The following is a 22,813-nucleotide window of genomic DNA, read 5'->3' as shown; positions in this document are numbered from 1 at the left end:
TAATCTTCTTATTAAGCTTGTTATTTCTTTTTTACAATACTCATTGATACAACTCAAAATATGCCCCCTCTTTACGCTTACCTTGCCCTGATTGCTTCTGCCTTCACTTCTGCCACACTACTTCCGGGTACATCCGAGGCGGCATACGCCGCATTTGTGTACCAATATCCGCAACATGCCCTCGGAGCATGTTTATGTGCCGGTTTGGCGAATGGCTTGGGCAGTATGGTTTCGTATTACATGGGCAGAATGTTTCCGTCCAAGAAAAGGCCGTCTGAAAAAGTATTGGCGCGTATACAAAGATGGGGAATTTGGCCGCTATTATTTGCATGGTTGCCGATTATCGGCGATGCCCTCCCCCTTGCCGCAGGCTGGCTCAGGCTTAATGCTTTGCATTGCGCCATCATTCTGATTGCAGGCAAACTGCTGCGCTATGCCATGATTTATTGGGGGATGAACGCAGTTGCCGGATAAGTTTCGACAGTCAAAAATAAAGGCCGTCTGAACAATTCAGACGGCCTTTGCCTTTAATTCGACAATTACAAGACTTTCACAATGCTTTCGCACAGGTAGTCGATGTTATCATCGGTAATGCCTGCAACATTAATGCGACCGGAGCGGACGGCATAAATAGCAAACTCGTTTTTCAAACGGTCAACTTGTTCGGGAGTCAAGCCACTGAAAGAGAACATACCGTTTTGTTCGATAATGAAATCAAAGTCTTGGGTTGCACCTTTGGCTTTGAGCAACTCAACAAATTTTTGGCGCATGGCTTTGATGCGGCCGCGCATTTCATCGAGTTCGGCAATCCATTGCGCTTTTAAATCATCATTTTTCAACACCAGCGCAATGGTGTTCGCACCGTGTGAAGCCGGGTTGGAATACAAGGTACGGATGATGGTTTTGACTTGGCTGTGGGCGCGGGCTGCTGTTTCTTCATCTTCGGCCACCAAAGTGAACGCACCGACGCGCTCGTTGTACATACCGAAGTTTTTGGAATAAGAGCTGGCAATCAGCAATTCTGTATTGTGTTTCAAGAACACGCGCAAGCCATAGGCATCTTCTTCCAAACCGTTGCCGAAGCCTTGGTAGGCAAAGTCAAACAATGGCAACCAGCCTTTTTCGGCAGAAAGTTTTGCCAAAGTTTCCCATTGTTCGTGCGTAGGGTCGATGCCGGTAGGGTTGTGGCAGCAGCCGTGCAGCAGGACGATATCGCCTTTTTGCGCTTGGCTCAAGTCTTCAATCATACCGTCCCAATCCAAACCGTGTTTGGCGGCATCATAGTAGCGATACGGTTTGTCTTGGATACCGACCGCTTTGGCGATGGCATTGTGGTTTGGCCAAGTCGGATTGGAAATCCAGATGGTTTGCGCATTCAACTGACGTTTGGCAAACTCGGCCGCAATACGCAATGCGCCTGTACCGCCAAGGCTTTGCGCTGTTTTGGCACGACGGCTGGCAATGATTTCGTGGTCTTTGCCAAACAGCAGAATTTGGGTTTGCTCGTTGTAGTCGGCAACGCCGTCGATGGTCAGGTAGTTTTTAGTTGTTTCACTTTCCAACAGGCGTTTTTCAGCCTCTTTGACGGCTTTGACAATAGGCGTCGCGCCGGATGCGTCTTTGTACACGCCGATGCCGAGATTGACTTTCTCCGGACGGGTTTCGGCTTTAAACGCCTCGCCCAAACCTAAAATCGGATCAGCAGGAGCAGCTTCGATATGCTTGAAGAACATGATTTTTCTCTTTACAAGTAGTAAAACGGTTGAAAAAATACAAATTTATGTAATTTTACGCCGTTTCAGGCCGTCTGAAAACGGATTATTACAGGGTTTTAACGCAAGATTGCCAACAAATCCAAAGGCGTGGCAATACGGAAATCGGCAAGCCAGTTTTCGGTTTGGTCTTCGGCAGAAATATAGCCCCAATCGGCAAGCACGGTCGTCATGCCTGCATTTTTTCCTGCCTGCATATCGCGCTCTGCATCGCCAACATAAAAACATCGCTGCGCCTCAACGCCAATCTGCTCGCACGCATAAAACATAGGCTTCACGCTGGGCTTGGGTTCATCGCAAGTATCGCCGCTGACAATCACGGCAGGAGGCACGGTAAATCCGAGCTTAGGCACGAGGACATCAGTAAAGCGCATGGGCTTGTTGGTGATAATACCCCATTGGATACCGCGTTGAACTAAGGCTTCCAGCATTTCATTTACGCCGTCGAACAAGATGGTTTGATCGGCATAACAGCGGCTATATTCATCCAAAAACTCTTTGCGCCATTGCATATAGTCCGGATGATCGGGCGTAATGCCTGCACCAAGCTTGAGCAAACCGCTCGCACCGTGGCTGGCCTGCGGACGGATTTCATCCATGCTTTTTTCTGGCAAACCGTGTCGGCGCAATACCGTGTTGAGCGCGCCACCCAAATCAAGTGCGGTATCGGCAAGCGTGCCGTCAAGATCAAATAATACGGCTTGGGTCATAAGTGTTCCTTTGATGATTTTAGAAGGCCGTCTGAACAATCCAATAAGTTTCAGACGGCCTGAATATGGTTAATGGTGATGATGTTCGTGCATTTCCTGCGAACACAAAACTTCATCTTTATGCGGATGCTGTTCGCTTTCAATCTGAATCGTACAATGTCCGATGTTATGATGCGCCAATTCATGTTCGATGCGGTAGGCAATTTGTTCGGACTCTGCAACCGTCATGCTGCCATCTACAACAATATGGCAGGACAAAACGTGGATATTGCTAGTAATCGTCCAAACATGCAAGTCGTGAACGGATTTTACGCCTTCCGTATTGCGGATAACGCTGAGCAACTCATCGGTATGGATGCTTTCCGGCGCGCCTTCCATCAAAATGTGCAAAGTCTGTTTAAACAGCTTCCAGCCGCTGCGCCCTACCAAAGCCGCCACCAATACGCTGGCAACCGTATCCGCCCATTGCCAGCCATACGCCATTATCAGCACTGCTGCGACAATCGCCCCTATCGAGCCGAACAAATCGCTGATTACATGCAGATACGCGCCGCGCATATTGACGTTTTCTTCAGTATCGCTATTTTTCAACATATAAACGGCAACGCCGATGTTGACCAGCAATCCGATGATACTGACCACCAACATGCCGCCCGTCAAAATTTCCGGCGGATAAAACAATCGTTTAACTGCTTCATAAAAAATCATCGCCGCAATCAACACCAGCGACAATCCGTTAAACATCGCCGTCAAAATTTCAAAACGCTTGTAACCGAATGTCTTTTGCAGCGTGGTCTGTTTCTCGCCAAGTTTGAATGCCCACAATGCTACGCCCAGCGAAAACGCATCGCTGAACATATGCCCCGCATCGGAAAGCAGGGCCAAAGAGTTGGTCAGCCAGCCACCGACAGCTTCAACCAGCATAAATCCGGCAATGACGAAAAATGAAATGCGCAATACCTGCTTATTGGCGGTATGCGTATGCGCGTGCGAATGATCGTGATGATGTGCCATAATGATTTTACCGTTTCAGACGGCCTTTTTATCCTGTTTCAAACTTTTCTCAAAATCTTCCAACATATCCAGCTCGAAACGGCTGAATCCTGCACGTTCCCGTGCTTCGATATTGACGTAGCCGCGGAAGATAAACATATCGTAACGCGCAATCAGGCTGCGGAACAAGGCAACCGGTTCCAAACCGCGCTCACGGCAAAGATGCTGATACCAATGATTGCCAATGGCGACATGCCCCACTTCATCGCGATAAATAATATCCAACACATCGCAGGTTTCCACATCGCCACGCTGCGCCACTTTTGCACGAATACCCGGCGTAACATCCAAACCGCGCGCTTCCAATACCCGCGGCACCAAAGCCATGCGCAACAAGGGATCGTAAGCGGTTTTATACGCCATATCCCACAAATGCCCATGCGCCTCAAAGTCGCCGTAATCGTAGCCCAAGCTGTTCAGACGGCCCCGCATCAAGCCGAAGTGAAACACTTCCTCTTTCGCCACCCTTACCCAATCGCGTACAAACTGAAACGGCATATTGCGAAAACGATACGCCGCATCCAAAGCCAGATTAATCGCGTTAAATTCAATATGCGCAATCGCATGCAACATGGCCGCATAACCTTCGACCGTATTCATCTTGCGCGGCGTAACCTCCGAAGGCGCAACCAAACGTGGACGCAACGGATGTCCGGCAAAACGGCAATCCACAGGTTTTGACTCCTCAACCGTCAAACCTTCCGCCTCGCCCAACTGCGCAAACAAGGCCTGCGTCAATCTTCCCTTTTCATCCGGATTGTCCGACAGCAAAGCCTGTTCCAATAAAGGATAAGGATTCAGATACATACAAAACCATTGTTTTAAAAAGATAAATATTATAACCGTTTTAAAAAGCAAACAGAAAGACTATAATTTCACGCTTTCCGTAAAATGACATTAAATACCACACCAAACCCTTGTGTGCTTCATTAAAAAAACGTCAAAACCAAATGCAGGCCGTCTGAAAAAATGAAATTATTTCAGTCACTTGATTGGATTTTTCATATTTACACAAATTAAACCCTCCATTCAGCCCCTTGCCTGTTACACCATAACGTCTATACTGAACCCATCTCTCCGAACAAGGAACCAAAACATGAAAACTACCCGACTGTTCACCCTAACCGCTGCCGCGCTGCTTTCTTCAGCCATCGGCTTTGCACAAGCCGGCGCAGTGGACGCCCTGAAAAAATTCAATAATGACGCCGACGGTATCAGCGGCAACTTCAGCCAAACCGTTCACAGCAAAAAGAAAACCCAAACCACACACGGTACATTCAAAATCCTGCGCCCGGGCTTGTTCAAATGGGAATACACCAAACCCTACAAACAAACCATCGTTGGCGACGGCAAAACCATTTGGCTCTATGACGTAGATTTGGCTCAAGTAACCAAGTCCTCACAAGACCAAACCATCGGCGACAGCCCTGCTGCCATCCTCTCCAATAAAACAGCATTGGACAGCAGCTACACGCTGAAAGAAGACGGTTCTGCCAACGGTATCGACTACGTTTTGGCTACGCCTAAGAAAAACAACGCTGGCTACCAATACATCCGCATCGGCTTCAAAGGCGACAACCTCGCCGCCATGCAGTTGAAAGACAGCTTCGGCAACCAAACCAGCATCAACTTCAGCGGCTTGAACACCAAGCCTAACCTTTCCAGCGGTATGTTCAAATTCACTCCTCCTAAAGGCGTTGATGTCTTGAGCAATTAAGCTTCTAATGAAACACAAAGGCCGTCTGAACAACAGACGGCCTTTTATTTAGTTCAATTCAAAATCAAACACGCTGTTACTTTTGACCTTGAATGGCGGCGGCAATTTTTTCTGCGCCTTTTTTCGCCCAGTCTGCCTGTTTGGCTTCCACCATCACGCGCACGACAGGCTCGGTACCGGACGCGCGCAAGACCACGCGGCCTTTGCCTTCGAGTTCTTTTTCTACTTCAGCCAAAGCCTCTTTGGAAGCATCCTGCCAATTTTGACCTTTTTTGATGCGGACGTTAATCATGGTTTGCGGATACGGTTGCCAATCGGCGCAAACGGTGGCAAGGTCTTGATTCAAGGTTTGCAATGCCGCCAAAACTTGCAGCGCGGAAATAATGCCGTCACCAGTATTGTGTTTGTCCATACACAAAATATGGCCGCTGGCTTCGCCGCCAATTAGCCAACCGCGTTGGTGGAGCTGTTCCAACACATAGCGGTCGCCCACTTTGGCACGGCAGAAATCAACGCCCTGCTCTTTCAAAGCAATTTCCATCGCCATATTGGTCATCACTGTACCCACCACACCGCCGATTTCCACGCCTTCGTGCGCGCGTGCTTTGGCAATCACATAAATCAGGCTGTCGCCGTCATACACTTTGCCATTGCGGTCAACCATCATCAAACGGTCGCCATCGCCGTCCAAGGCAATGCCGTAATCGGCTTCATTTTGCAGTACGGCAGCTTGCAAAGCTTTCGGATGGGTCGCACCGCATTTCTCATTGATGTTGTAGCCGTTTGGCTCATCACCGATACTGACCACTTGCGCACCCAATTCGTGGAATACTTTAGGCGCAACTGCATAGCCCGCACCATTCGCGGTATCGACCACCAATTTCAGACCGCGCAAGTCCAAATGGCTTGGGAAAGTGGATTTACAGAACTCGATATAGCGGTCATCCGCACCATTAATCCTGCGCGCACGGCCCAAACGGCTGGATGGCTGGGTTTTCATTTCCTCATCGATTTTGGCTTCGATTTCCAACTCGATTTCATCGCTCAGCTTCACACCGCCTTCAGCAAAGAATTTAATGCCGTTATCGGAATAAACATTGTGGGAAGCAGAAATCATCACACCGGCAGACAAACGCAAAGCACGGGTCAAATACGCCACGCCCGGAGTCGGCAGAGGGCCGGTTTGAATAACATTGACACCGGCGGCGGTAAAACCGGCAATCAGCGCAGCCTCCAGCATATAGCCTGAAATACGCGTATCTTTACCGATCAAGACGGTTGGTTTGATTTCGCCTTCGTGCTGCACCAAAACCTGACCTGCCGCATAGCCTAATTTCAGGACAAAATCAGGATTGATAGGAAACTGACCGACTTCGCCGCGCACACCGTCAGTACCGAAATATTTTTTTGCCATGAGATAACTCCGTGATTGTTTTGTCGTATGTGAATATTGTTGAACTTCTTTAAAAGAAACTTGATTGTATTCGAAGGCCGTCTGAATCTTTCAGACGACCCTTGATCATGAGAATAATTTACTACTTCAGTATTATAGCAAGATCCGGATTTCCTGCACGAAAAAAGCGCATCCTTTTGCAGAATGCGCCTTCTATTCGAGATTCAAAATCAAATCTTAGAATTTAGCACCAGACTGATTAGCCATGTAATCAACTGCAGCTTTCACTTCATCGTCGCTCAGGCTGCCGTTACCGCCTTTGGCAGGCATTGCGTTAAAGCCTTCGATTGCATGTTTGTGCAGGGTGTCTTTACCTTGTTTGATACGAGGAGCCCAGTCTTCTTTTTTGCCTACATGAGGAACACCGGGAACCGCACCGCCGTGACATGCTTGACAGCTGGCTTCGTAAACTTTTTTACCGTCTGCACCACCGGCAGCTGCGCCTTTGTCTTCAGCTTTGGCCGCATCTGCTTTAGGAGCATCTGCAGGAGCCGCACCCTCAGTCGCTGGAGCTGAAGCAGCTTCACCGGAAGCGGCTGCATCAGCAGGAGCCGCAGCATCAGGATCGGGGAAAGTACCGCCGGCTTTATTGGCCATATAAGTAATCACGCGTTTCAATTCTTGGTCGGTCAAATCAGCCGCACCGCCTTTGGCAGGCATTGCGTTGAAACCGTTCAAAGCGTGTTGGAACAAGGTATCAAAGCCTTGGGCGATACGAGGAGCCCAATCGCCTTTGTTTTCAAATTTAGGCGCGTTAGGAACGATGCTGTCCGCCGCGTGACATTGGATACAGATTTTATTGAAAATCTGGTCGCCTTGACGCTCGCCGACTGGAATACCATCGCCCAATTTCAGTTGGCCGACTGGCTGGATACGGGTTTGAGTTGCAGCTTCGGTTGTTTCGGCAACATCGCCGAATGAACCGCTTCCCGCCAATTTGATCAGGAAGAAAATCACTGCAATAACAATAACGATACCGCTCACAAGGGTGAACAATGCAGAGCCTTGGGCTTTGTGGTCGCGGAGTTGTTTCATTTGGTAGGCCTCGCCGTTAGGTTAGGTTGTGCTGTAAGTTATAGTTTATGTGTTAAACGCAGTTAACAATATTTTGCTGGATTATACTGAATTCGCAAAGGCTTTCCAATCCATCTTGAGAAAAAGATACGCAAAAATCCTCAAAAGGCCATCTAAATTCTGCTAAGCCTTTGTAGTTAATTGATTATTCCAGCCATGCAAAAAAGTGACCGCCAATACCACTTTCAGACACTTTCAAGATAAACTTTGCCAATGAAGCCAATATGCGTTAACCTTACGGCTTCCGCACCCATAGCTCAGTTGGAAGAGTGTCAGTTTCCGAAGCTGGAGGTCACAGGTTCGATCCCTGTTGGGTGCGCCAATTATAAAGAGGCCGTCTGAAAGATGAAAATTTTTCAGACGGCCTTTTGATTTACTTCAAATAAAACTACATTCAATTTCAGATTGCATGGCTATTGCAACACTTTGGCAAATGCCTCGGCCACATAATCGATATTCGATGCATTCAAACCGGCCACACACATCCTGCCTGAATCAAGCAGATAAACGGCAAACTCGTCACGCAGGCGGTGTACCTGCTCTACGGTCAGGCCTGTATAGCTGAACATGCCGCGCTGTTTGATGAAATAGCTGAAATCGCGATTGGGGATTTTGGCCGTTAAAACATCATAAAGCTTCTGACGCATGGCACGGATGCGGTCGCGCATGGCGTAAACCTCGTTTTCCCACAAAGCGCGCAGCTCCTCGCTGTTCATCACATCAGAAGCGATGTATGCGCCATGTGCGGCAGGACTGGAATAAATACGGCGGACGGTAAATTTCAACTGTCCGAACACCAGCTCTGCTTCTTCCTTATTGGGACACACTACGCTCAAACCGCCGACACGCTCGCCGTACAGCGACAGGTTTTTCGAGAAAGAGTTGCTGACAAACAAAGGCAGGCCCATTTCGACGGCTTTACGGATTGCATAGGCATCGTTGTCCAAATCCTCGCCGAAACCTTGATAGGCAATATCCATAAACGGAATCAGCTTGTGCGTTTTGATGATGTCCAACACCTCATCCCATTGCGCTTGTGACATATCTACGCCGGTCGGGTTTTGACAGCATGGATGCAAAATCAAGACGCTGTTTTCCGGCAATGTTTTGAAAAATGCAGTCATTTCTTCAAATTTCACGCCGACGATTTCAGGGTTGTAATAAGGATACGTCCCCACTTCAAAACCGGCACCTTCAAAAATACCTTTATGGTTGTCCCAAGTCGGGTCGCTGACATAGGCTTTCGCTTCAGGGAACCAACGGTGCAAAAAGTCGGCACCGACTTTCAACGCCCCCGAACCGCCCAAAGTCTGTATGGTTGCAACGCGCCCTTCTACCAGCGCCTGATTATCCTGCCCAAACAGCAAACGCTGGACCGCGCTTCGGTAAGTGTCCAAACCTTCCATTGGCAGATAAGGAGAGGGTCGCGGTACAGCCGCACGCTCTGCTTCTGCCCGGCGGACAGATTCCAAAACCGGCATTTTGCCTTCGTCATCAAAATAAATGCCTATGCTCAAATTGACTTTTTCAGGACGCTCGTCGCGTTTGAAGGTTTCAACCAAACTCAAAATCGGGTCGCCCGGATAATACTCGACATGACGGTACATGGTGCTTCCTTTGTTTTCAGACAGAATGATGAAGATTGTGGCACTAAAAGGGCTTATTTGCAAAATCAGGCCGTCTGAAAAATTCAGACGGCCTGATTATTTTTAAACGCTACCAATCTACCCGTTTCAAATCATTTTGTGCCAATACATCCGCATGCTCGCTGCGGCTTTGATATTCCCTGTCCTGCAAAATGCGGCGGGCGACATAATTTAAATGCAGTTTAGCCGCTTCCGCCGCCTCGGCCGGTTTGGCCTGGGCAATGGCTTCAAAAATAGCGCGGTGCTGGGCAATCAGCGTCGGGCGCGGGTCTTCGGTTTGATGGATATAGATAATGCCGCTACGTGTTTGCTGATAAAGCATTTTGAGCAGGCTACTGGAAAGATGACTGAATAGGATATTGTGTGCGGCATCAGCAATAGTTTGATGGAAACTGACGTCTGCCTCGGCTTGATGCTCCAAATTTCCGCTTTCACAGGCCGTTTCAAACTTCTGCCGCCAGAAGTCAATGCGTTTCAAATCGGCGTCAGTCCGTCTTTCGGCGGCCAGCGCCGCCATACAGCCTTCAACGTGACAACTGAAATCGAATACGTCTGTTTCCCAATTGGTATGTTTGCCGAGCAACTCCTGCCAGCTTTGCAAAAAATCCTGCTGCGGCTTGACAGAAACATAATAGCCATCGCCCTGCCGCGCTTCCAAAACCTGCTTGGCAATCAAGATATTCAATGCCACCCTGACTGACGGACGCGATACGCCGAATTCTTCCGCAAGCGTACGTTCGGGAGGCAATTTACTGCCTTCTTCATAAATGCCGGTCGCGATACGTTCTTCCAAAACGGCTAAAACCTGATCGCTGATTTTTTGCGGACGAACCAATTTCGTCATGTTGTATTCCTGATGATTGAAGGACAGTTGTATTCAAACGGCCATAAATTGGATTGACCAATTGGCCGCTCATTCTAATCAATCCCCTATTTTTTCGTCAAGGAATGCCATTCTCCCCATCGCAAGCAGTTTAATTCAAACACATTCATTTTTATCAAGTAACCTCACCAATGCCTTCAAATCAATATTTTGGTATGACCAATCTTAATAAACAACCTATGCGCCCAAAATCTGAAAATATTGATTTAGATTAAAATCCCACTGCTTCTATTTTACTAGACTTTATGTATAATACTTCGGTATTAGTTAACATAATTCCTAATAATAGAGAGAAACGATATGAAATACCCACCATTACTTATCTTACCCATTGCCTTAGCCGTATCCCAAGCATGGGCAGATACCGATCCTACACCTGAAGAAACGGTTACCCTTTCCCCTGTCACCGTCACCGGCACACAACAAGAAAAAGCCAATCGCGTTACTTTCAACCCCAAAGCTGCTTTGCAACCCCTCCCTGCCGGAGACGGGGCAGACCTTTTACAATCCGTGCCCAACATGAGCATCATCCGCAAAGGCGGCAGCTCGGGCGATCCGCTGTTCCGTGGCTTGGGTGGCTCGCGCCTCTCCGTCAATGCCGACGACCAGTTTATTTATGGCGGTTGCGGTATGCGCATGGACCCGCCGACCGCCTATATCCACCCAAATTCATTTGACAAAGTCGTGGTTACCAAAGGCCCGCAAACCGTTACCCAAGGTATGGGCTTGGTCAGCGGCTCGGTGCAATTTATCCGTAAAGATCCTGATTTCACTGAAAAACCTTACAACATCAACGCCACCCTGACGGCGGGCAGCAACGACCGCCTTGACGGCTCGCTGGAAGCCGAGTTCGGCGGCAAATACGGCTATGTCCGTACCAATATCTCCCATAACGAAGCCGACGATTACAAAGACGGCGACGGCAACCGCATTCACTCCCACTTCAAACGCGACAGCCAAATGTTGCAACTGGGTGTTACTCCGACAGAAAACACCACCATTGCCGGCACATACGAGCGCAGCAGAGCCAAGGTTGCCTACGCCGACCGCATGATGGACGGCAGCAAATTCGACCGTGATGCGTGGAATATCCGTTTCACCCAACGCAACCTCACACCATGGTTCAGCGAATTGGAACTGCGCTACGGTAAAAGCGAAATCGACCACGTGATGGACACATACAGCCTGCGTACCATCTACAATCCTGCCGGCAAGCAGATTAAAAATGCCAACAACCCTAAACGCAATACCGATACAGGCCGTCTGAAAGCCACTTTCGACTGGGACAAGCTCAACCTGCAAATCGGTTTGGATTATTTGGATGACGTCCACGTCGCGCGTCATGAGCGTGGCGGCGACGGCTACAGCCACAAGCCTTATATGCCCAACCAAAGTTTCAAACAATGGGGTATTTTCACCGAAGCCTCTTGGCAGCAAACCAACAATCAACGCTGGGTAGCAGGTTTGCGCCATGACCAAGTCAAAGCGCATTACGATACCGCGCGCGTGACCGACCCCGTTTTGAAACATCAAAAATTCAATTTGAACTCAGGCTTCCTGCGTTGGGAAAGAAATACGGACAACGGCCTGAAATACTATGCCGGCTTCGGTATTGCCGAACGTGCGCCTGACTACTGGGAACGCCTGCGCTCCGAAAACAAAGCCATCCGCGCAGAGCAAAACCGCCAAATCGATGCTGGTGTAATCTGGAAACGTCCTAACCTCCACGCATCTGTATCCGTATTCGGCAGTAACATCAAAGACTTCATCATGATGGAGCGCCAAGGCATGGATTTCAACGTACGCAACATCAACGCTTCACGCTTTGGCGGCGAAGCCGAAGTCAAATGGACATTTGCGCCTAACTGGGAAGTCGGCACCAGCCTCGCCTACACCCACGGCAAAAACCGTACCGACGGCAAACCTTTGGCACAAACGCCACCGCTCGAGTGGAACAACACCCTCGCCTTTGACAACGGCAAATTCAGCGCGGGCGCATTATGGCGCGTCGTGGCCAAACAAAACCGTTACAGCAAAGGCCAAGGCAATATCGTCGGCCAAGACATCGGCGCTTCTTCAGGCTTTGGCGTACTCTCGCTTAACGCCGGTTGGAAATTCAGCAAATACGCCACATTGCAAGGCGGCGTGGACAACGTGTTCAACAAAACCTATGCTGAATTCGTCAGCCGTGGCGGCGACCCGTCTGCCGGTACACAAACCATGCGCGTGAACGAACCCGGCCGTACTGCATGGCTGAGACTGCAAGCGAAGTTCTAATCAACCTCGCGCATCTATAAAAAGGCCGTCTGAAAATTTTTCAGACGGCCTTAATATTTTTAATGATGTTTTTAAACAAACAGTCCGGCGAAGCAGTGCAACGCCGGACTGTTTGCTCACTATCGGATTAAATCAAACCCAAAGAGTTGATGAACACCACAATAATCGCAATTGGCGCAAGATAGCGCAGCACACCCAGCCACAGGTAAAGCAGCTGTTTCGGAATGGTGCTGCCCATGCCCGCATCGCGCAGGACAGACTGTTTGTCCTGAACCCATGACGTAAACACGGCAACGCTCAATGCGCCAATCGGCATGATGACGGCGGAAATGATGAAGTCCCACAAATCAAAAATGGTTTTGCCGAAAATCTTAAATTCGCCCCAAACGCCAAATGACAGCGCCGAAGGAATACCGACTATGAAAATCGCAATGCCGGTTACCCAAGCGTGGCTGCTGCGCTTTTTCTCGTCTTGGCGGATGGTTGCCGCGATAACGGTTTCCAGCATGGAAAACGCGGAAGTCAGCGTCGCAAAGACAACCAACAGCATAAACACGGCAAACAAATATGTACCCATCGGCATCTTCATAAAGACCGCAGGCAACACGACAAAAATCAAACCAGGGCCTTGACCGGGTTCAAAACCGAAGGCAAATACCGCAGGGAAAATCACCAAACCGGCCAGCAGCGACACAAACAGGTTCATCCACATAATCATATGGCCGGAACGGAACATATCCTGATCCTTACCCAAATACGAGGCATAGGTAATCATCGCGGACACGCCGATACTCAAAGCAAAAAACGCCTGCCCCAAAGCAGTCAGCATCGTGCCGGGTTTCAAATACGACCAATCCGGTTTCAACAAGAATGCCACGCCCTCCATTGCACCGGGCAAGGTCAGCGAACGGATAGCCAGAGCGATAAAGAGGATAAACAAACCCGGCATCAACACGCGGTTTGCCTTTTCAATGCCGTCTGAAACGCCGCCTTTGACCACCCAAATGGTAATCAGCATGAACAAGCCTTGGTAAAACAGCGAACCAAACGGCGAAGAAATCGTTTTGCCGAACAAAGCTTCAAAGTCTGCACCGGTATGAATTTCGCCGGTAAAGCTGTGCACGACGTAGTTCAATACCCAGCCGCCGACCACGCTGTAAAACGACAGCAAAATAAAACACGCGGCCACACCCATGCGGCCAACCCATGGCCACTGCGAACCCGGACGTAATACTTTAAAGGAATCAATGGCGTTTTTACCGCCCGTACGGCCGATGTAAAACTCGGCCAATTGAACCGGCAAGGCTACCAAAATAGTGAAAATCAAAAATAAAAGAAAGAATACGGCGCCGCCGTTGGTACCGGCTGTATAAGGAAATTTCCAAATTGCACCCAAACCGATGGCCGAGCCTGCCGCCGCAAGCACAAAGCCGATTTTAGATGACCAAGATGAATGGTTGCTCATGATGTAATATTAAGAAACGTGAAGATGCCGAATTGTAACAGGGTGAAGTCAAGTCGTGAGTGGCTGGCAGACAGTCGATAAGTAATTCGCACGGATGGTGCGTACTTACCAAGCAAATTGGCATGAATTTTTGATAATTAAACTTTCAATAGCATAAATTTTATTTTTATATTCTAAATTTGACGGTTTATTTTAAAAATAAGCATATAAAAGGCCGTCTGAAACCTTGTTTTTAAGGTTTCAGACGGCCTTTATCCTTAAGCCGCTTTATTTTTTCATGGCATCGGTCATAACTTTGACATTGTAGCGGTACATGCCGATATAGCTGTTGGCCGGTGCGCCACCCAATGCATCGGAATACAAACGTCCGCTGACATTGACGCCGGTTTCTTTGGCAATACGGTCAATCATGCGCGTGTCTTTGATGTTTTCAGTAAAGACGGCTTTAATGCCCTCGCGTTTGATTTGGCGGATGATGGAAGCCACTTGTTTGGCAGACGGCTCGGCTTCGCTGCTCACGCCTTGAGGGGCGATGAATTCAATATTGTAGCGTTTGCCCATGTAAGAGAACGCATCGTGTCCGGTCAAGACTTTACGCTTGGCGGCAGGTACGGCATTAAAGGCAACCTGCGCATCACTGTGCAGTTTTTTCAGCTGCATTTGATAGTTGCCCAAACGTTGCTGATAGTAGGTTTTGCCTTCAGGGTCGGCTTGAATCAAAGCATTGGCAACGTTTTGCGCATAAGTGCCCATCAGGACGGGATCGGTCCAAACGTGCGGGTCAAACTCGCCGTGATCGTGATGATGGCCTTCATGATCGTGGTCATGATGATGGCCGCCCTCTTCTGCTTTCAAAGCCTGAATGCCTTTGGTCGCTTCGGCGAAAGGAACTTTACTCTGTTTGACTGCACGCTGTACATCGGCGGCTTCCAAGCCCAAACCGTTAAGCAATACCAATTTGGCACTGCGGATTTTTTTGATGTCGCCACTGGTCATGTGGTAGGCATGGCTGTCTTGGTTGGGGCCCACCAAGCTTTGAACGGCCACACGGTCACCACCAATCTGTTTGGCCACGTCGCCCAAAATACTGAAGCTGGTGACAACAGGCAGCGGAGCGGCATAAGCGGCACCGGTCAATAATGCGGCAACGATGCCGAGTTTCCAATGTTTCATATTCTCTCCAGTGATATAACGTAACATTAACATCATCATAAAACAGACCGCCTGATTATTCAAGCGGCCGTCTGAAAAATCATGCCGTACGGTGTTTCTTGCGGCGCAGCCATTTTGCCAAAATGCCGCCTTCCCAACCGAACACGACGGAAATCAGGTAAAGCGTGCCGCAGCATAAAATAATCGCCGGGCCGGACGGGATTTCGATATGATAGGAAAACAACAGTCCTGCCAAGCCGCAAAGCAAAGCCAATGCGACAGACAAAATCATCAGCCAACCCATGCTTTTTGCCCACAGTCTGGCGGTAATCGCCGGCAACATCATTAAGCCGACCGACATCAGCGTACCCAATGCCTGAAAACCGGCAACCAAATTCATCACGACCAGCACCAAAAACAACACATGCCAAAAGCCGCCCTTACCGCCGACAGCCTTGAGGAATAAAGGGTCTATGCTTTCCAACACCAGCGGGCGGAACATCACAGCCATCAGCAAAATAGTGACACTCGCGGAAACGGCAATCAGCTGCAAAGCCGGAATATCGACCGCCAACACCGAGCCAAACAGCAAATGCAGCAAATCGACGCTGCTGCCGTTTTTGCTGACCAAAACCACGCCGATGGCGAGGCTGCTCAAATAAAATGCGGCAAAGTTCGCATCTTCTTTCAATGAAGTAAACCGGCTGACCAAACCAGCCAACAAAGCCATCAGCAAACCGGCCGCAAAACCGCCGACACTCATCGCAGGCAAACTCAAACCAGCAAACATATAGCCAATGGCCGCACCGGGCAAAACCGCATGGCTCAAGGCGTCGCCCACCAAACTCATACGGCGCATTACCAAAAACACACCGACAGGAGCCGCGCTCAATGCCAGGCAGAAAATCGACGCTAGGGCATAGCGCATAAAGTCAAATTCGGCAAACGGCGCGACGACCAAATCATATAAATCCATGTTTTATCGCTTTTTTATTAATCTCTGAAAGCCTGAGGCCGTCTGAAAAATACTTACTTTCAGACGGCCTTGTCCATTAAACCGCGCACCAATCGGCCGCTTCCTGTTTCTGCATCATTCGGTTTGCCTGTGCCAAAAATTCATCGGTCAACACATTTTCCGTCGCACCGGCAGTCACTTTTTCACGCGCCAAAAGCAGTGTGTTGGCAAAATATGCCCTCACCTGCTCGTAATCATGCAACACGGCAATTACCGCCTGACCGTCCTGATGGCATTGGCGCAAAACTTCCAACAGCGCATAAGTCGTCCGCGCGTCCACCGCGTTAAACGGTTCATCCAGCAGCAAAAATTTGGCATCCTGCACCAGCATCCGCGCGAATAATACGCGTTGGAACTGGCCATTAGACAAGTGCGCAATTTGGCGCGTGGCAAAATCCTGCATTTCCACGCGTTCCAACGCCGCCATCACGCGCTTTTTCTGCTCCGCGTTCACGCGTCCGAAAAATCTGATTTCATACCACAGCCCCATCGCCGCCAGTTCAAACACCGTCATCGGCTGGCTGCGGTCAATGTCCGACTGCTGCGGCAGATAGGCAATATCCTTGCGCGCCATATTTTCATAGCGCACGCTGCCCGTGTCCGTCTTCTGCAAGCCCATAATGGCTTTGAGCAAAGTCGATTTACCCGCGCCGTTCGGCCCGAAAATCGTCCACATCTTGCCATCTTCAAACACCATATCGACATGATGCACCACCGGCCTGCGCTGATAGCTGACCGTCAGATTCTCCACCACGATACTCATGGCGATACCGCCCAAAAATATACAGCCCACAACGCCGCCAATGCGACAAGCGCAATCAGCAGCCTTTGCAGCAATCCGGTCAACAATACAGAATTCATAAGCCTAAAACCGCCCTTGTCCGAATACGGACAACAGGCCGTCTGAAAGAAAATTAAAACATTAAAATGATACTGTATAACGTTAACCCTGTAAATTTCTTTCGTTTTCAGACGGCATCGAGCAAAAGGCCGAATATCGGTTACAATCCATTTTTTATTTGATGATTGTCCTATGTCTATTCCACTCTTAAACGAAAAACTCAATACCGAAACCGCCCGCATCTCATGGGAAGAGCTGCAACCCCACTTTGCACGCGGTGCCGCCGTCTATGTTGCGCCTGATTTGGATTTGATTGCCGTCGCCCGCCATGTTGCCGAAGATGAAGCCGCACCATTGAAACAATGGATGGAACAAGGCAAATTCGGTGCCGTCAGCGATGATATGGCGCGCACATTTTTAGCGGATAAGCAAGAAATGTGGGCGGTTGTCGTGGCGCCGTGGGTATTGGTACAGCCCTGCAAAGACTGATAAGGCCGTCTGAAAAAACAAAACCGGAACATTTCCCATGTTCCGGTTTTTCATTTTTCAGACGGCCTATTGCAAAGTAAAGCCAGCTTTGAATTCAAGCTTCGGCACCCCGATAACGAAACGTTTGCCGATGCTGTCTTCAAACTCATACGCGCCTTCGATACTGCCCCAAGGCGTGCTGATTTGCGAACCGCTGTTGTACTCATAGGCTTCACCCGGGTACAAAACAGGTTGCTCTTCAATCAGGCCGGCATGACCGACCTGCTCTGTCTCACCGTGTCCGTCGGTGATTTCCCAAAAACGCTGACGCAAAGTAATGATTTCATCACTGCGGTTGCAGATGGTAATCAGATAATTGAAGGCGTAGCGATCGCGATAGACGTCGCTCTGACCGGCCATATAACGCGGCTCCACGTTAATCTCGATTTCATTCATAATTGTTTACCCCGTATGGTATTTATTTTATTTCAATCCGGATAATTCCGGCGTGCCCGCCCTATTTTTGCAAAGGGTCGAAACACTTAAAATGCATCACGCGATCCAATAAAACAGGCCCAAGACCATCAAGGTCATCGCAGCCGCAATCAAATCATCAAGCATAATGCCTAAACCTCCATGAATCCGCCGGTCAAACCATTTGATCGGCCATGGTTTCAACGCATCAAACAAGCGGAAAATAACAAAAGCCGCCAGCCACCAGCTCCATTTAAACGGAATCAGCGACAGCACCAGCAGCATCGCGACAATTTCATCCCAAACGATACCGCCGTAATCCTGAATGCCCAGTTCCCTCTCGGTATAACCGCAAATGCGGATACCCCAGAAAAACAAGGCGATACACAATAAAAGCAATATCCAGCCGTCTATGCCCAACAGGCACAATACAAAAGCCAAAGGTAACGCGGCCAGCGTTCCGGCCGTACCCGGCGCAACCGGCGACAAGCCGCTGCCGAAACCGAATCCTAAAAAACACAATGGTTTGTGCAACAGCCAAGAAAAAGTAGGTTTACGTTCAGCCAAAATGATCAAATCCTAAAGAAGTCAGTTCCAATACGCCGTCTTCGGCATCCAAAATATTCAGACGGCCTGAGTCAGTAATTTTACCAATTCGGGCGACCGGTACGCCACTTTGTTCCGCTGCCTGACAAACGCGTTCCCTGTCTTCTGGAGCAGCGGTAAAAATCAGTTCGTAATCATCGCCACCGGCCAATACCGCCGACAACCATTGCTCACGCGACAAAACGTTTTTCAATTCAGGCAACGACGGCACACAATCGGCAAATATTTCCGCCCCGACAGCAGAAGCTTTTAAAATATGCCCCACATCTTGAGCCAGGCCGTCTGAAACATCTTGCGCGGCATGGGCAAACGGCAGCAATGCCTGACCCAATGAAACGCGCGGCTCCGGACGGAGCAATTTATCATCGCAAACCACCATGATTTCAGACGGCAATGGATAATGTCCCAGATGTTTGTTCAAAGCAGCGGCAGCCAAACCTAAGTGACCCGATACCCAAATATCGTCGCCGACTTCAGCCGCATCACGCCGCAGGGCACGCCCTGTCGGAACTTCACCTACTATCGTTACATTAAAGACCAAATCGCCTTTAGTGGTATCGCCACCAATCAACACCGTATCAAAACGCGCGGCCAAAGCAAAAAAGCTATCGCAAAAACGTTTGAGCCAGTCTTGATTCAATTCAGGCAAGGCAGCACTGAGCAACACCCAACGTGGCTTGGCACCCATTGCGGCCATATCGGATAAATTTACTGCAAGCATTTTCCATGCCAAATCTTCAGGCGAAACATCTTCAAAAAAATGTCTGCCTTTGACCAACATATCAGCGCTAAAACATAAATCAAATCCGTTACTTGGGCGAATAATAGCGGCATCGTCCCCTATGCCCAAAATCAGACCTTCCGATTTTTGTCGCTGCAAATATTGTCTGATAAAGTCAAATTCCGTCATATTTATCCAATATAACTATAACTTAGATTACTATACCTAATTTTGTGCCAGCCTGATGAGTGCCTATTAACACGTCAAACATCAAACTTCCATATTATTTAGATATAAAACTCAATAAGTTAAAGGCCGTCTGAAAATACAGATTTCAGACGGCCTCATGTTTTCAAACCACTCTGAGTAGGTAGATTTACAGATAGACGATTTCGCCTGTCCGCCCCCTACTCTCTTGACTTGCCCACCAAATAAATTGCGGCAGGACATCTTCGTAGTTTTTACGTTCGCTTTTCGATTCGCCCGGATGAGATTTAATACGTTGCGGCGAATTGATGGCACCCGGCACCAAAACATTGGCACGCAGGTTGTCAAAACGTTCCCACTCATCCGCGGCCACTTTACACAAATAATTGAGCGCGGCTTTAGAAGCACCGAAACCGCCCCAATAGGCTTGCGGTTTCTCGCCATGGCTTTCGCCGACAAAAATCACAGAAGCATCTTCGGATTGCTTCAACAATGGAAACAGCGCACGGGTCAAGCCCATAGGCGCAACGGTATTGATGCGGTATTGGTTGACCCATTCCGATACGGTTTGGAAGTCCAATGGCGACAAGGCATAGAAATAACTGGCACAATGCACCACGCCATCCAATTTTCCGCCGGTTGCTTCATCAATAGTTTCCGCGAATTGCTTAAACTCTTTCTCCTCCGCGCTCATCAAATCAAAGCAGATGGCAAACGGCTCAGGGCTGCCGGCAGCCACAATGGCATCATATACTTTTTCCAAACGCTTTTGATGACGCGCCACCAAAATGACAGTTGCTCCGGCAGCCGCATAGGCTTTGGCAACCTGCTCGCCCAAGCCTTGGGATGCGCCGGTAATCAAGATGGTTTTGTTCGCTAATGTCGTCATGACTTTTCCTTGAACTTTATGGTTTCGGATATTGTATCGGCTTGGTAAGTTTTGTAAAGTCAAAAAGGCCGTCTGAACTTTCAGACGGCCTCAGTTTATTCAACCTGCAAATCCAGCATAAGCTTTTCAGCCGCTGCAAAGCCAGACTGAACCGCAGCCTCCAATGTTGCCGGATAGCACGGATGGAGATAGTCGCCGGCCGGATAAATACGGCGATGGTGCAACCATGAGAAATCAGGTTGTACAAAATCAACCGTTGCCGCCGTAGTCGCGCGTTTTTCCGTAATAATGCGTACGGCTTCGGGTTTATTCAAATCCGGACAAACCCGCTTAATGTCCGCATGAATTTTCTCGGCTAAATCTTTATCCTTCCAAGCCTCGGTGCAATCGGAAACGCTGATGACAACCGCGACTTCATTATCCGGTAAACCCAACGCCCCCCGATGCAGCACCCATTGCGCCGTACCATCATAAAATCCGGTTAAAGGCGCAGGCAGTTTGACTGCTTGGGCATAACGCAAATAAACCGTGGTAATCGCATGATAGTGCAACGATTGATAGGCCGTCTGAATATAGTCAGGTGTATCTTCAGGCAGAAGTGTGTCAACATGATATGGCGCAACAGCCAAAATCACCGCATCAAATACTTCACCATTGATTTCAATTCGGCCATCAATATGATGGTTTAAATGTGAAATACGAGTTTCAAGATGTATCTTTGCACCATGTTTGTGTAGAAAATCCAAAGCCGGTTCGGCTACGATCCGCCCTAAATCCTGCTTAGGCAAAAGATAATCGCTGTTCGCCTTTTCAGACCACACGCCATCATTCAATACATTACATAAAATGCGCAACGATGCCTGTTCTAACGGCGTATTTAACGCACCCCAAACCAAAGGTTGCCAAAATTGGCCAAGTAAGCTGCGAGGAACATTTCGTGTTCTCAACCACTTCGCAACCGTCAAATCGGTTTTATGATGAGCTGCCCACCGCTGCAATGCCGACATATCCGACAGCAATTTGATTTTCAGTGAAAAAGAAAGATTTTTCGCACGCAGTATGCCGACAAGCAAATGCCAAGGCGCAGGCAGAGAGGCCGTCTGAAACTGTAATCCTTCATGGATGTACCATCTCAAAGGCTGGCGTAAAAAGGCTGATTCAGGTTGAACGCCAATATGTTGCATCAAAGTTTGAACACCATGATACGCACCCAACAAGATATGCTGCCCATTATCCAAAAAGCTGAATCCATCATCTTTCCCTGCTATGGCACGCGCCCTACCGCCAGCCTGTCTCCCGGCCTCAAACAAAGAAATATCAGCTCGATGAATCAGGGAAACCGCCGCAGACAAACCTGCCCAACCGGCACCAATCACAGCAATTTTTGGACGCTTAGTATTCATGGTTTAAATCCAAACAGCCAAGTTTTCAAAGCAATACGTTTTTTACGGGGAGAAGGAATCACAATTTTATAAGTCAAAACATTTTGCGCACCATCACGGTCGATTTCATTCAACAACGCATAATAAATAGCCGCCATAATCAGGCCGACTTTTTGCGATTTCTTATCCTCAGCCGGCAAAAGCAACATCGCTTCACGATAAGTTTCACGCGCCCTATTCACTTGAAATTGCATCAATTTTGCAAAATTATCTGTCGGTTTGCACTGCATGATTACATTGGCAGGTACGTCAAACTCCTGCATTTCCTCTATCGGCAGATAAATTCTTCCCTGCCGCTCATCTTCGCCCACATCGCGAATAATGTTCGTCAACTGCAAAGCCAACCCCATTTTGTCCGCATATTCCAAAGTTTTCGGATTGGAAAAACCTAAAATCCGCGCAATAAGACAACCCACTACCCCTGCAACACGGTGGCAATACAGCTTTAATTCATCAAAACTACCATAACGAGCCTGCTCCAAATCCATCTGCATGCCATCAATCAAAGCTTCAAATTCATTCTTCGGCAAGTCAAAATTTGCCCGAATATCTTTTAAAGCTTGATGAACGGGATGCTCAGGCATCTCATTATTAAATACTTTCTCCAAATCACTACGCCACCAGTTCAACGTTATCTGAGCTACATTTGGATCGGTACAGCCATCAACCACATCATCTAGTTCGCGACAAAAAGCGTATAAAACAGTGATCGCATTCCGTTTTTCTACCGATAAAAAACGAAAGCCGGATAAAAAACTGGAATGGCTTTCTGCAGCCTTTTGATGACAATAATCCAAAGCAAGCACTGTGTATCCTAAAAAATATCGTTATAAATAATTAACAGGGATTTTATCTGTATTTAAAAAAGTACGCCAATATCAAAAATTCATCTTACAACAAGGCCGTCTGAAAGCTGATCTTAAGTATCTTTCAGACGGCCTATATCCT

22 protein-coding genes and 1 tRNA gene are annotated in these 22,813 nt (G+C 48.5%); 5 read left to right on the top strand and 18 right to left on the bottom strand.

Annotation, left to right across the window (positions count from 1 at the left end; genetic code table 11):
- The first annotated feature begins 60 nt into the window (after window positions 1-60).
- Window positions 61-474 (top strand): YqaA family protein, encoded by a 414-nt coding sequence (locus O3682_RS07100; protein WP_049331084.1) that lies wholly within the window; start codon window positions 61-63, stop codon window positions 472-474.
- A gap of 65 nt (window positions 475-539) precedes the next feature.
- On the opposite strand, the gene O3682_RS07095 is transcribed toward O3682_RS07100, so the two are convergent.
- The 4 genes from O3682_RS07095 to O3682_RS07080 all read right to left on the bottom strand — a co-directional run bounded on the left by O3682_RS07095 (window position 540) and on the right by O3682_RS07080 (window position 4,342).
- Window positions 540-1,733, bottom strand: a complete 1,194-nt coding sequence (locus O3682_RS07095; RefSeq protein WP_036493785.1) for an amino acid aminotransferase — start codon at window positions 1,731-1,733, stop codon at window positions 540-542.
- A gap of 98 nt (window positions 1,734-1,831) precedes the next feature.
- Window positions 1,832-2,482, bottom strand: a complete 651-nt coding sequence (locus O3682_RS07090; protein ID WP_049352777.1) for an HAD family hydrolase — start codon at window positions 2,480-2,482, stop codon at window positions 1,832-1,834.
- 69 nt (window positions 2,483-2,551) lie between these two features.
- Window positions 2,552-3,496, bottom strand: coding sequence for a cation diffusion facilitator family transporter (locus O3682_RS07085; protein ID WP_371509278.1), 945 nt, complete (start codon window positions 3,494-3,496; stop codon window positions 2,552-2,554).
- A 15-nt stretch (window positions 3,497-3,511) separates the two neighbouring features.
- On the bottom strand, window positions 3,512-4,342 hold the full coding sequence (locus tag O3682_RS07080) for a ferritin-like domain-containing protein (protein WP_300480814.1): 831 nt from the start codon (window positions 4,340-4,342) through the stop codon (window positions 3,512-3,514).
- A 289-nt stretch (window positions 4,343-4,631) separates the two neighbouring features.
- On the opposite strand from O3682_RS07080, the gene lolA reads away from it, so the two are divergent.
- A complete protein-coding gene (gene lolA / locus O3682_RS07075; RefSeq protein ID WP_293195830.1) occupies window positions 4,632-5,252 on the top strand; it encodes an outer membrane lipoprotein periplasmic chaperone LolA in 621 nt (206 codons plus the stop codon).
- A 76-nt stretch (window positions 5,253-5,328) separates the two neighbouring features.
- Here the strand turns inward: lolA and glmM are convergent, their stop codons facing one another.
- Window positions 5,329-6,666, bottom strand: a complete 1,338-nt coding sequence (glmM, locus tag O3682_RS07070; RefSeq protein ID WP_070589678.1) for a phosphoglucosamine mutase — start codon at window positions 6,664-6,666, stop codon at window positions 5,329-5,331.
- A 216-nt stretch (window positions 6,667-6,882) separates the two neighbouring features.
- Window positions 6,883-7,740 (bottom strand): c-type cytochrome, encoded by an 858-nt coding sequence (locus O3682_RS07065; RefSeq protein WP_371509276.1) that lies wholly within the window; start codon window positions 7,738-7,740, stop codon window positions 6,883-6,885.
- Between the two features lie 285 nt (window positions 7,741-8,025).
- Between O3682_RS07065 and O3682_RS07060 the strand changes: the two genes are divergently transcribed.
- Window positions 8,026-8,101, top strand: a tRNA-Arg gene (locus tag O3682_RS07060).
- A 91-nt stretch (window positions 8,102-8,192) separates the two neighbouring features.
- On the opposite strand, the gene O3682_RS07055 is transcribed toward O3682_RS07060, so the two are convergent.
- Window positions 8,193-9,386, bottom strand: a complete 1,194-nt coding sequence (locus O3682_RS07055; protein WP_371509274.1) for an amino acid aminotransferase — start codon at window positions 9,384-9,386, stop codon at window positions 8,193-8,195.
- A gap of 109 nt (window positions 9,387-9,495) precedes the next feature.
- A complete protein-coding gene (locus O3682_RS07050; RefSeq protein WP_049331101.1) occupies window positions 9,496-10,269 on the bottom strand; it encodes a FadR/GntR family transcriptional regulator in 774 nt (257 codons plus the stop codon).
- Window positions 10,270-10,608: 339 nt separating this feature from the next.
- Here O3682_RS07050 and O3682_RS07045 point away from each other — a divergent pair, with 339 nt between their 5' ends.
- Complete coding sequence (locus O3682_RS07045) at window positions 10,609-12,585, top strand: TonB-dependent copper receptor (protein ID WP_371509273.1); 1,977 nt, start codon at window positions 10,609-10,611, stop codon at window positions 12,583-12,585.
- Window positions 12,586-12,712: 127 nt separating this feature from the next.
- Here O3682_RS07045 and O3682_RS07040 read toward each other — a convergent pair whose 3' ends face one another.
- The 4 genes from O3682_RS07040 to O3682_RS07025 form a co-directional block, all read right to left on the bottom strand.
- Window positions 12,713-14,050 (bottom strand): sodium-dependent transporter, encoded by a 1,338-nt coding sequence (locus O3682_RS07040; protein WP_371509271.1) that lies wholly within the window; start codon window positions 14,048-14,050, stop codon window positions 12,713-12,715.
- Between the two features lie 267 nt (window positions 14,051-14,317).
- Window positions 14,318-15,223, bottom strand: a complete 906-nt coding sequence (locus O3682_RS07035) for a metal ABC transporter solute-binding protein, Zn/Mn family (protein ID WP_371509269.1) — start codon at window positions 15,221-15,223, stop codon at window positions 14,318-14,320.
- Window positions 15,224-15,302: 79 nt separating this feature from the next.
- A complete protein-coding gene (locus O3682_RS07030; RefSeq protein WP_003685375.1) occupies window positions 15,303-16,178 on the bottom strand; it encodes a metal ABC transporter permease in 876 nt (291 codons plus the stop codon).
- A gap of 76 nt (window positions 16,179-16,254) precedes the next feature.
- A complete protein-coding gene (locus tag O3682_RS07025; RefSeq protein WP_371509370.1) occupies window positions 16,255-16,980 on the bottom strand; it encodes a metal ABC transporter ATP-binding protein in 726 nt (241 codons plus the stop codon).
- Between the two features lie 270 nt (window positions 16,981-17,250).
- Here O3682_RS07025 and O3682_RS07020 point away from each other — a divergent pair, with 270 nt between their 5' ends.
- Complete coding sequence (locus O3682_RS07020; RefSeq protein WP_049323125.1) at window positions 17,251-17,547, top strand: DUF2288 domain-containing protein; 297 nt, start codon at window positions 17,251-17,253, stop codon at window positions 17,545-17,547.
- Window positions 17,548-17,613: 66 nt separating this feature from the next.
- Here the strand turns inward: O3682_RS07020 and apaG are convergent, their stop codons facing one another.
- From apaG to hpnD, 6 genes are all read right to left on the bottom strand, one after another.
- A complete protein-coding gene (gene apaG, locus O3682_RS07015) occupies window positions 17,614-17,982 on the bottom strand; it encodes a Co2+/Mg2+ efflux facilitator ApaG/CorD (RefSeq protein WP_003682575.1) in 369 nt (122 codons plus the stop codon).
- A 96-nt stretch (window positions 17,983-18,078) separates the two neighbouring features.
- Window positions 18,079-18,567 (bottom strand): phosphatidylglycerophosphatase A family protein, encoded by a 489-nt coding sequence (locus O3682_RS07010; protein WP_063068949.1) that lies wholly within the window; start codon window positions 18,565-18,567, stop codon window positions 18,079-18,081.
- On the bottom strand, window positions 18,560-19,516 hold the full coding sequence (gene thiL / locus O3682_RS07005) for a thiamine-phosphate kinase (protein ID WP_371509266.1): 957 nt from the start codon (window positions 19,514-19,516) through the stop codon (window positions 18,560-18,562). Before thiL ends, O3682_RS07010 begins: the two co-directional genes overlap by 8 nt.
- Window positions 19,517-19,703: 187 nt before the next feature.
- Window positions 19,704-20,423: an SDR family oxidoreductase gene (locus tag O3682_RS07000; protein ID WP_003682583.1), complete on the bottom strand. Its 720-nt coding sequence runs from the start codon at window positions 20,421-20,423 to the stop codon at window positions 19,704-19,706.
- Window positions 20,424-20,518: 95 nt separating this feature from the next.
- A complete protein-coding gene (gene hpnE / locus O3682_RS06995; protein ID WP_371509265.1) occupies window positions 20,519-21,826 on the bottom strand; it encodes a hydroxysqualene dehydroxylase HpnE in 1,308 nt (435 codons plus the stop codon).
- Window positions 21,823-22,671, bottom strand: a complete 849-nt coding sequence (gene hpnD, locus O3682_RS06990; RefSeq protein ID WP_371509263.1) for a presqualene diphosphate synthase HpnD — start codon at window positions 22,669-22,671, stop codon at window positions 21,823-21,825. Before hpnD ends, hpnE begins: the two co-directional genes overlap by 4 nt.
- Window positions 22,672-22,813 lie beyond the last annotated feature (142 nt).

It is taken from the genome of Neisseria sp. 27098_8_112 (assembly GCF_041433235.1).
Lineage (GTDB): Bacteria > Pseudomonadota > Gammaproteobacteria > Burkholderiales > Neisseriaceae > Neisseria.
Note: the sequence above shows the minus strand (reverse complement) of the source record. Positions and strands in the feature narration are given on the sequence as shown.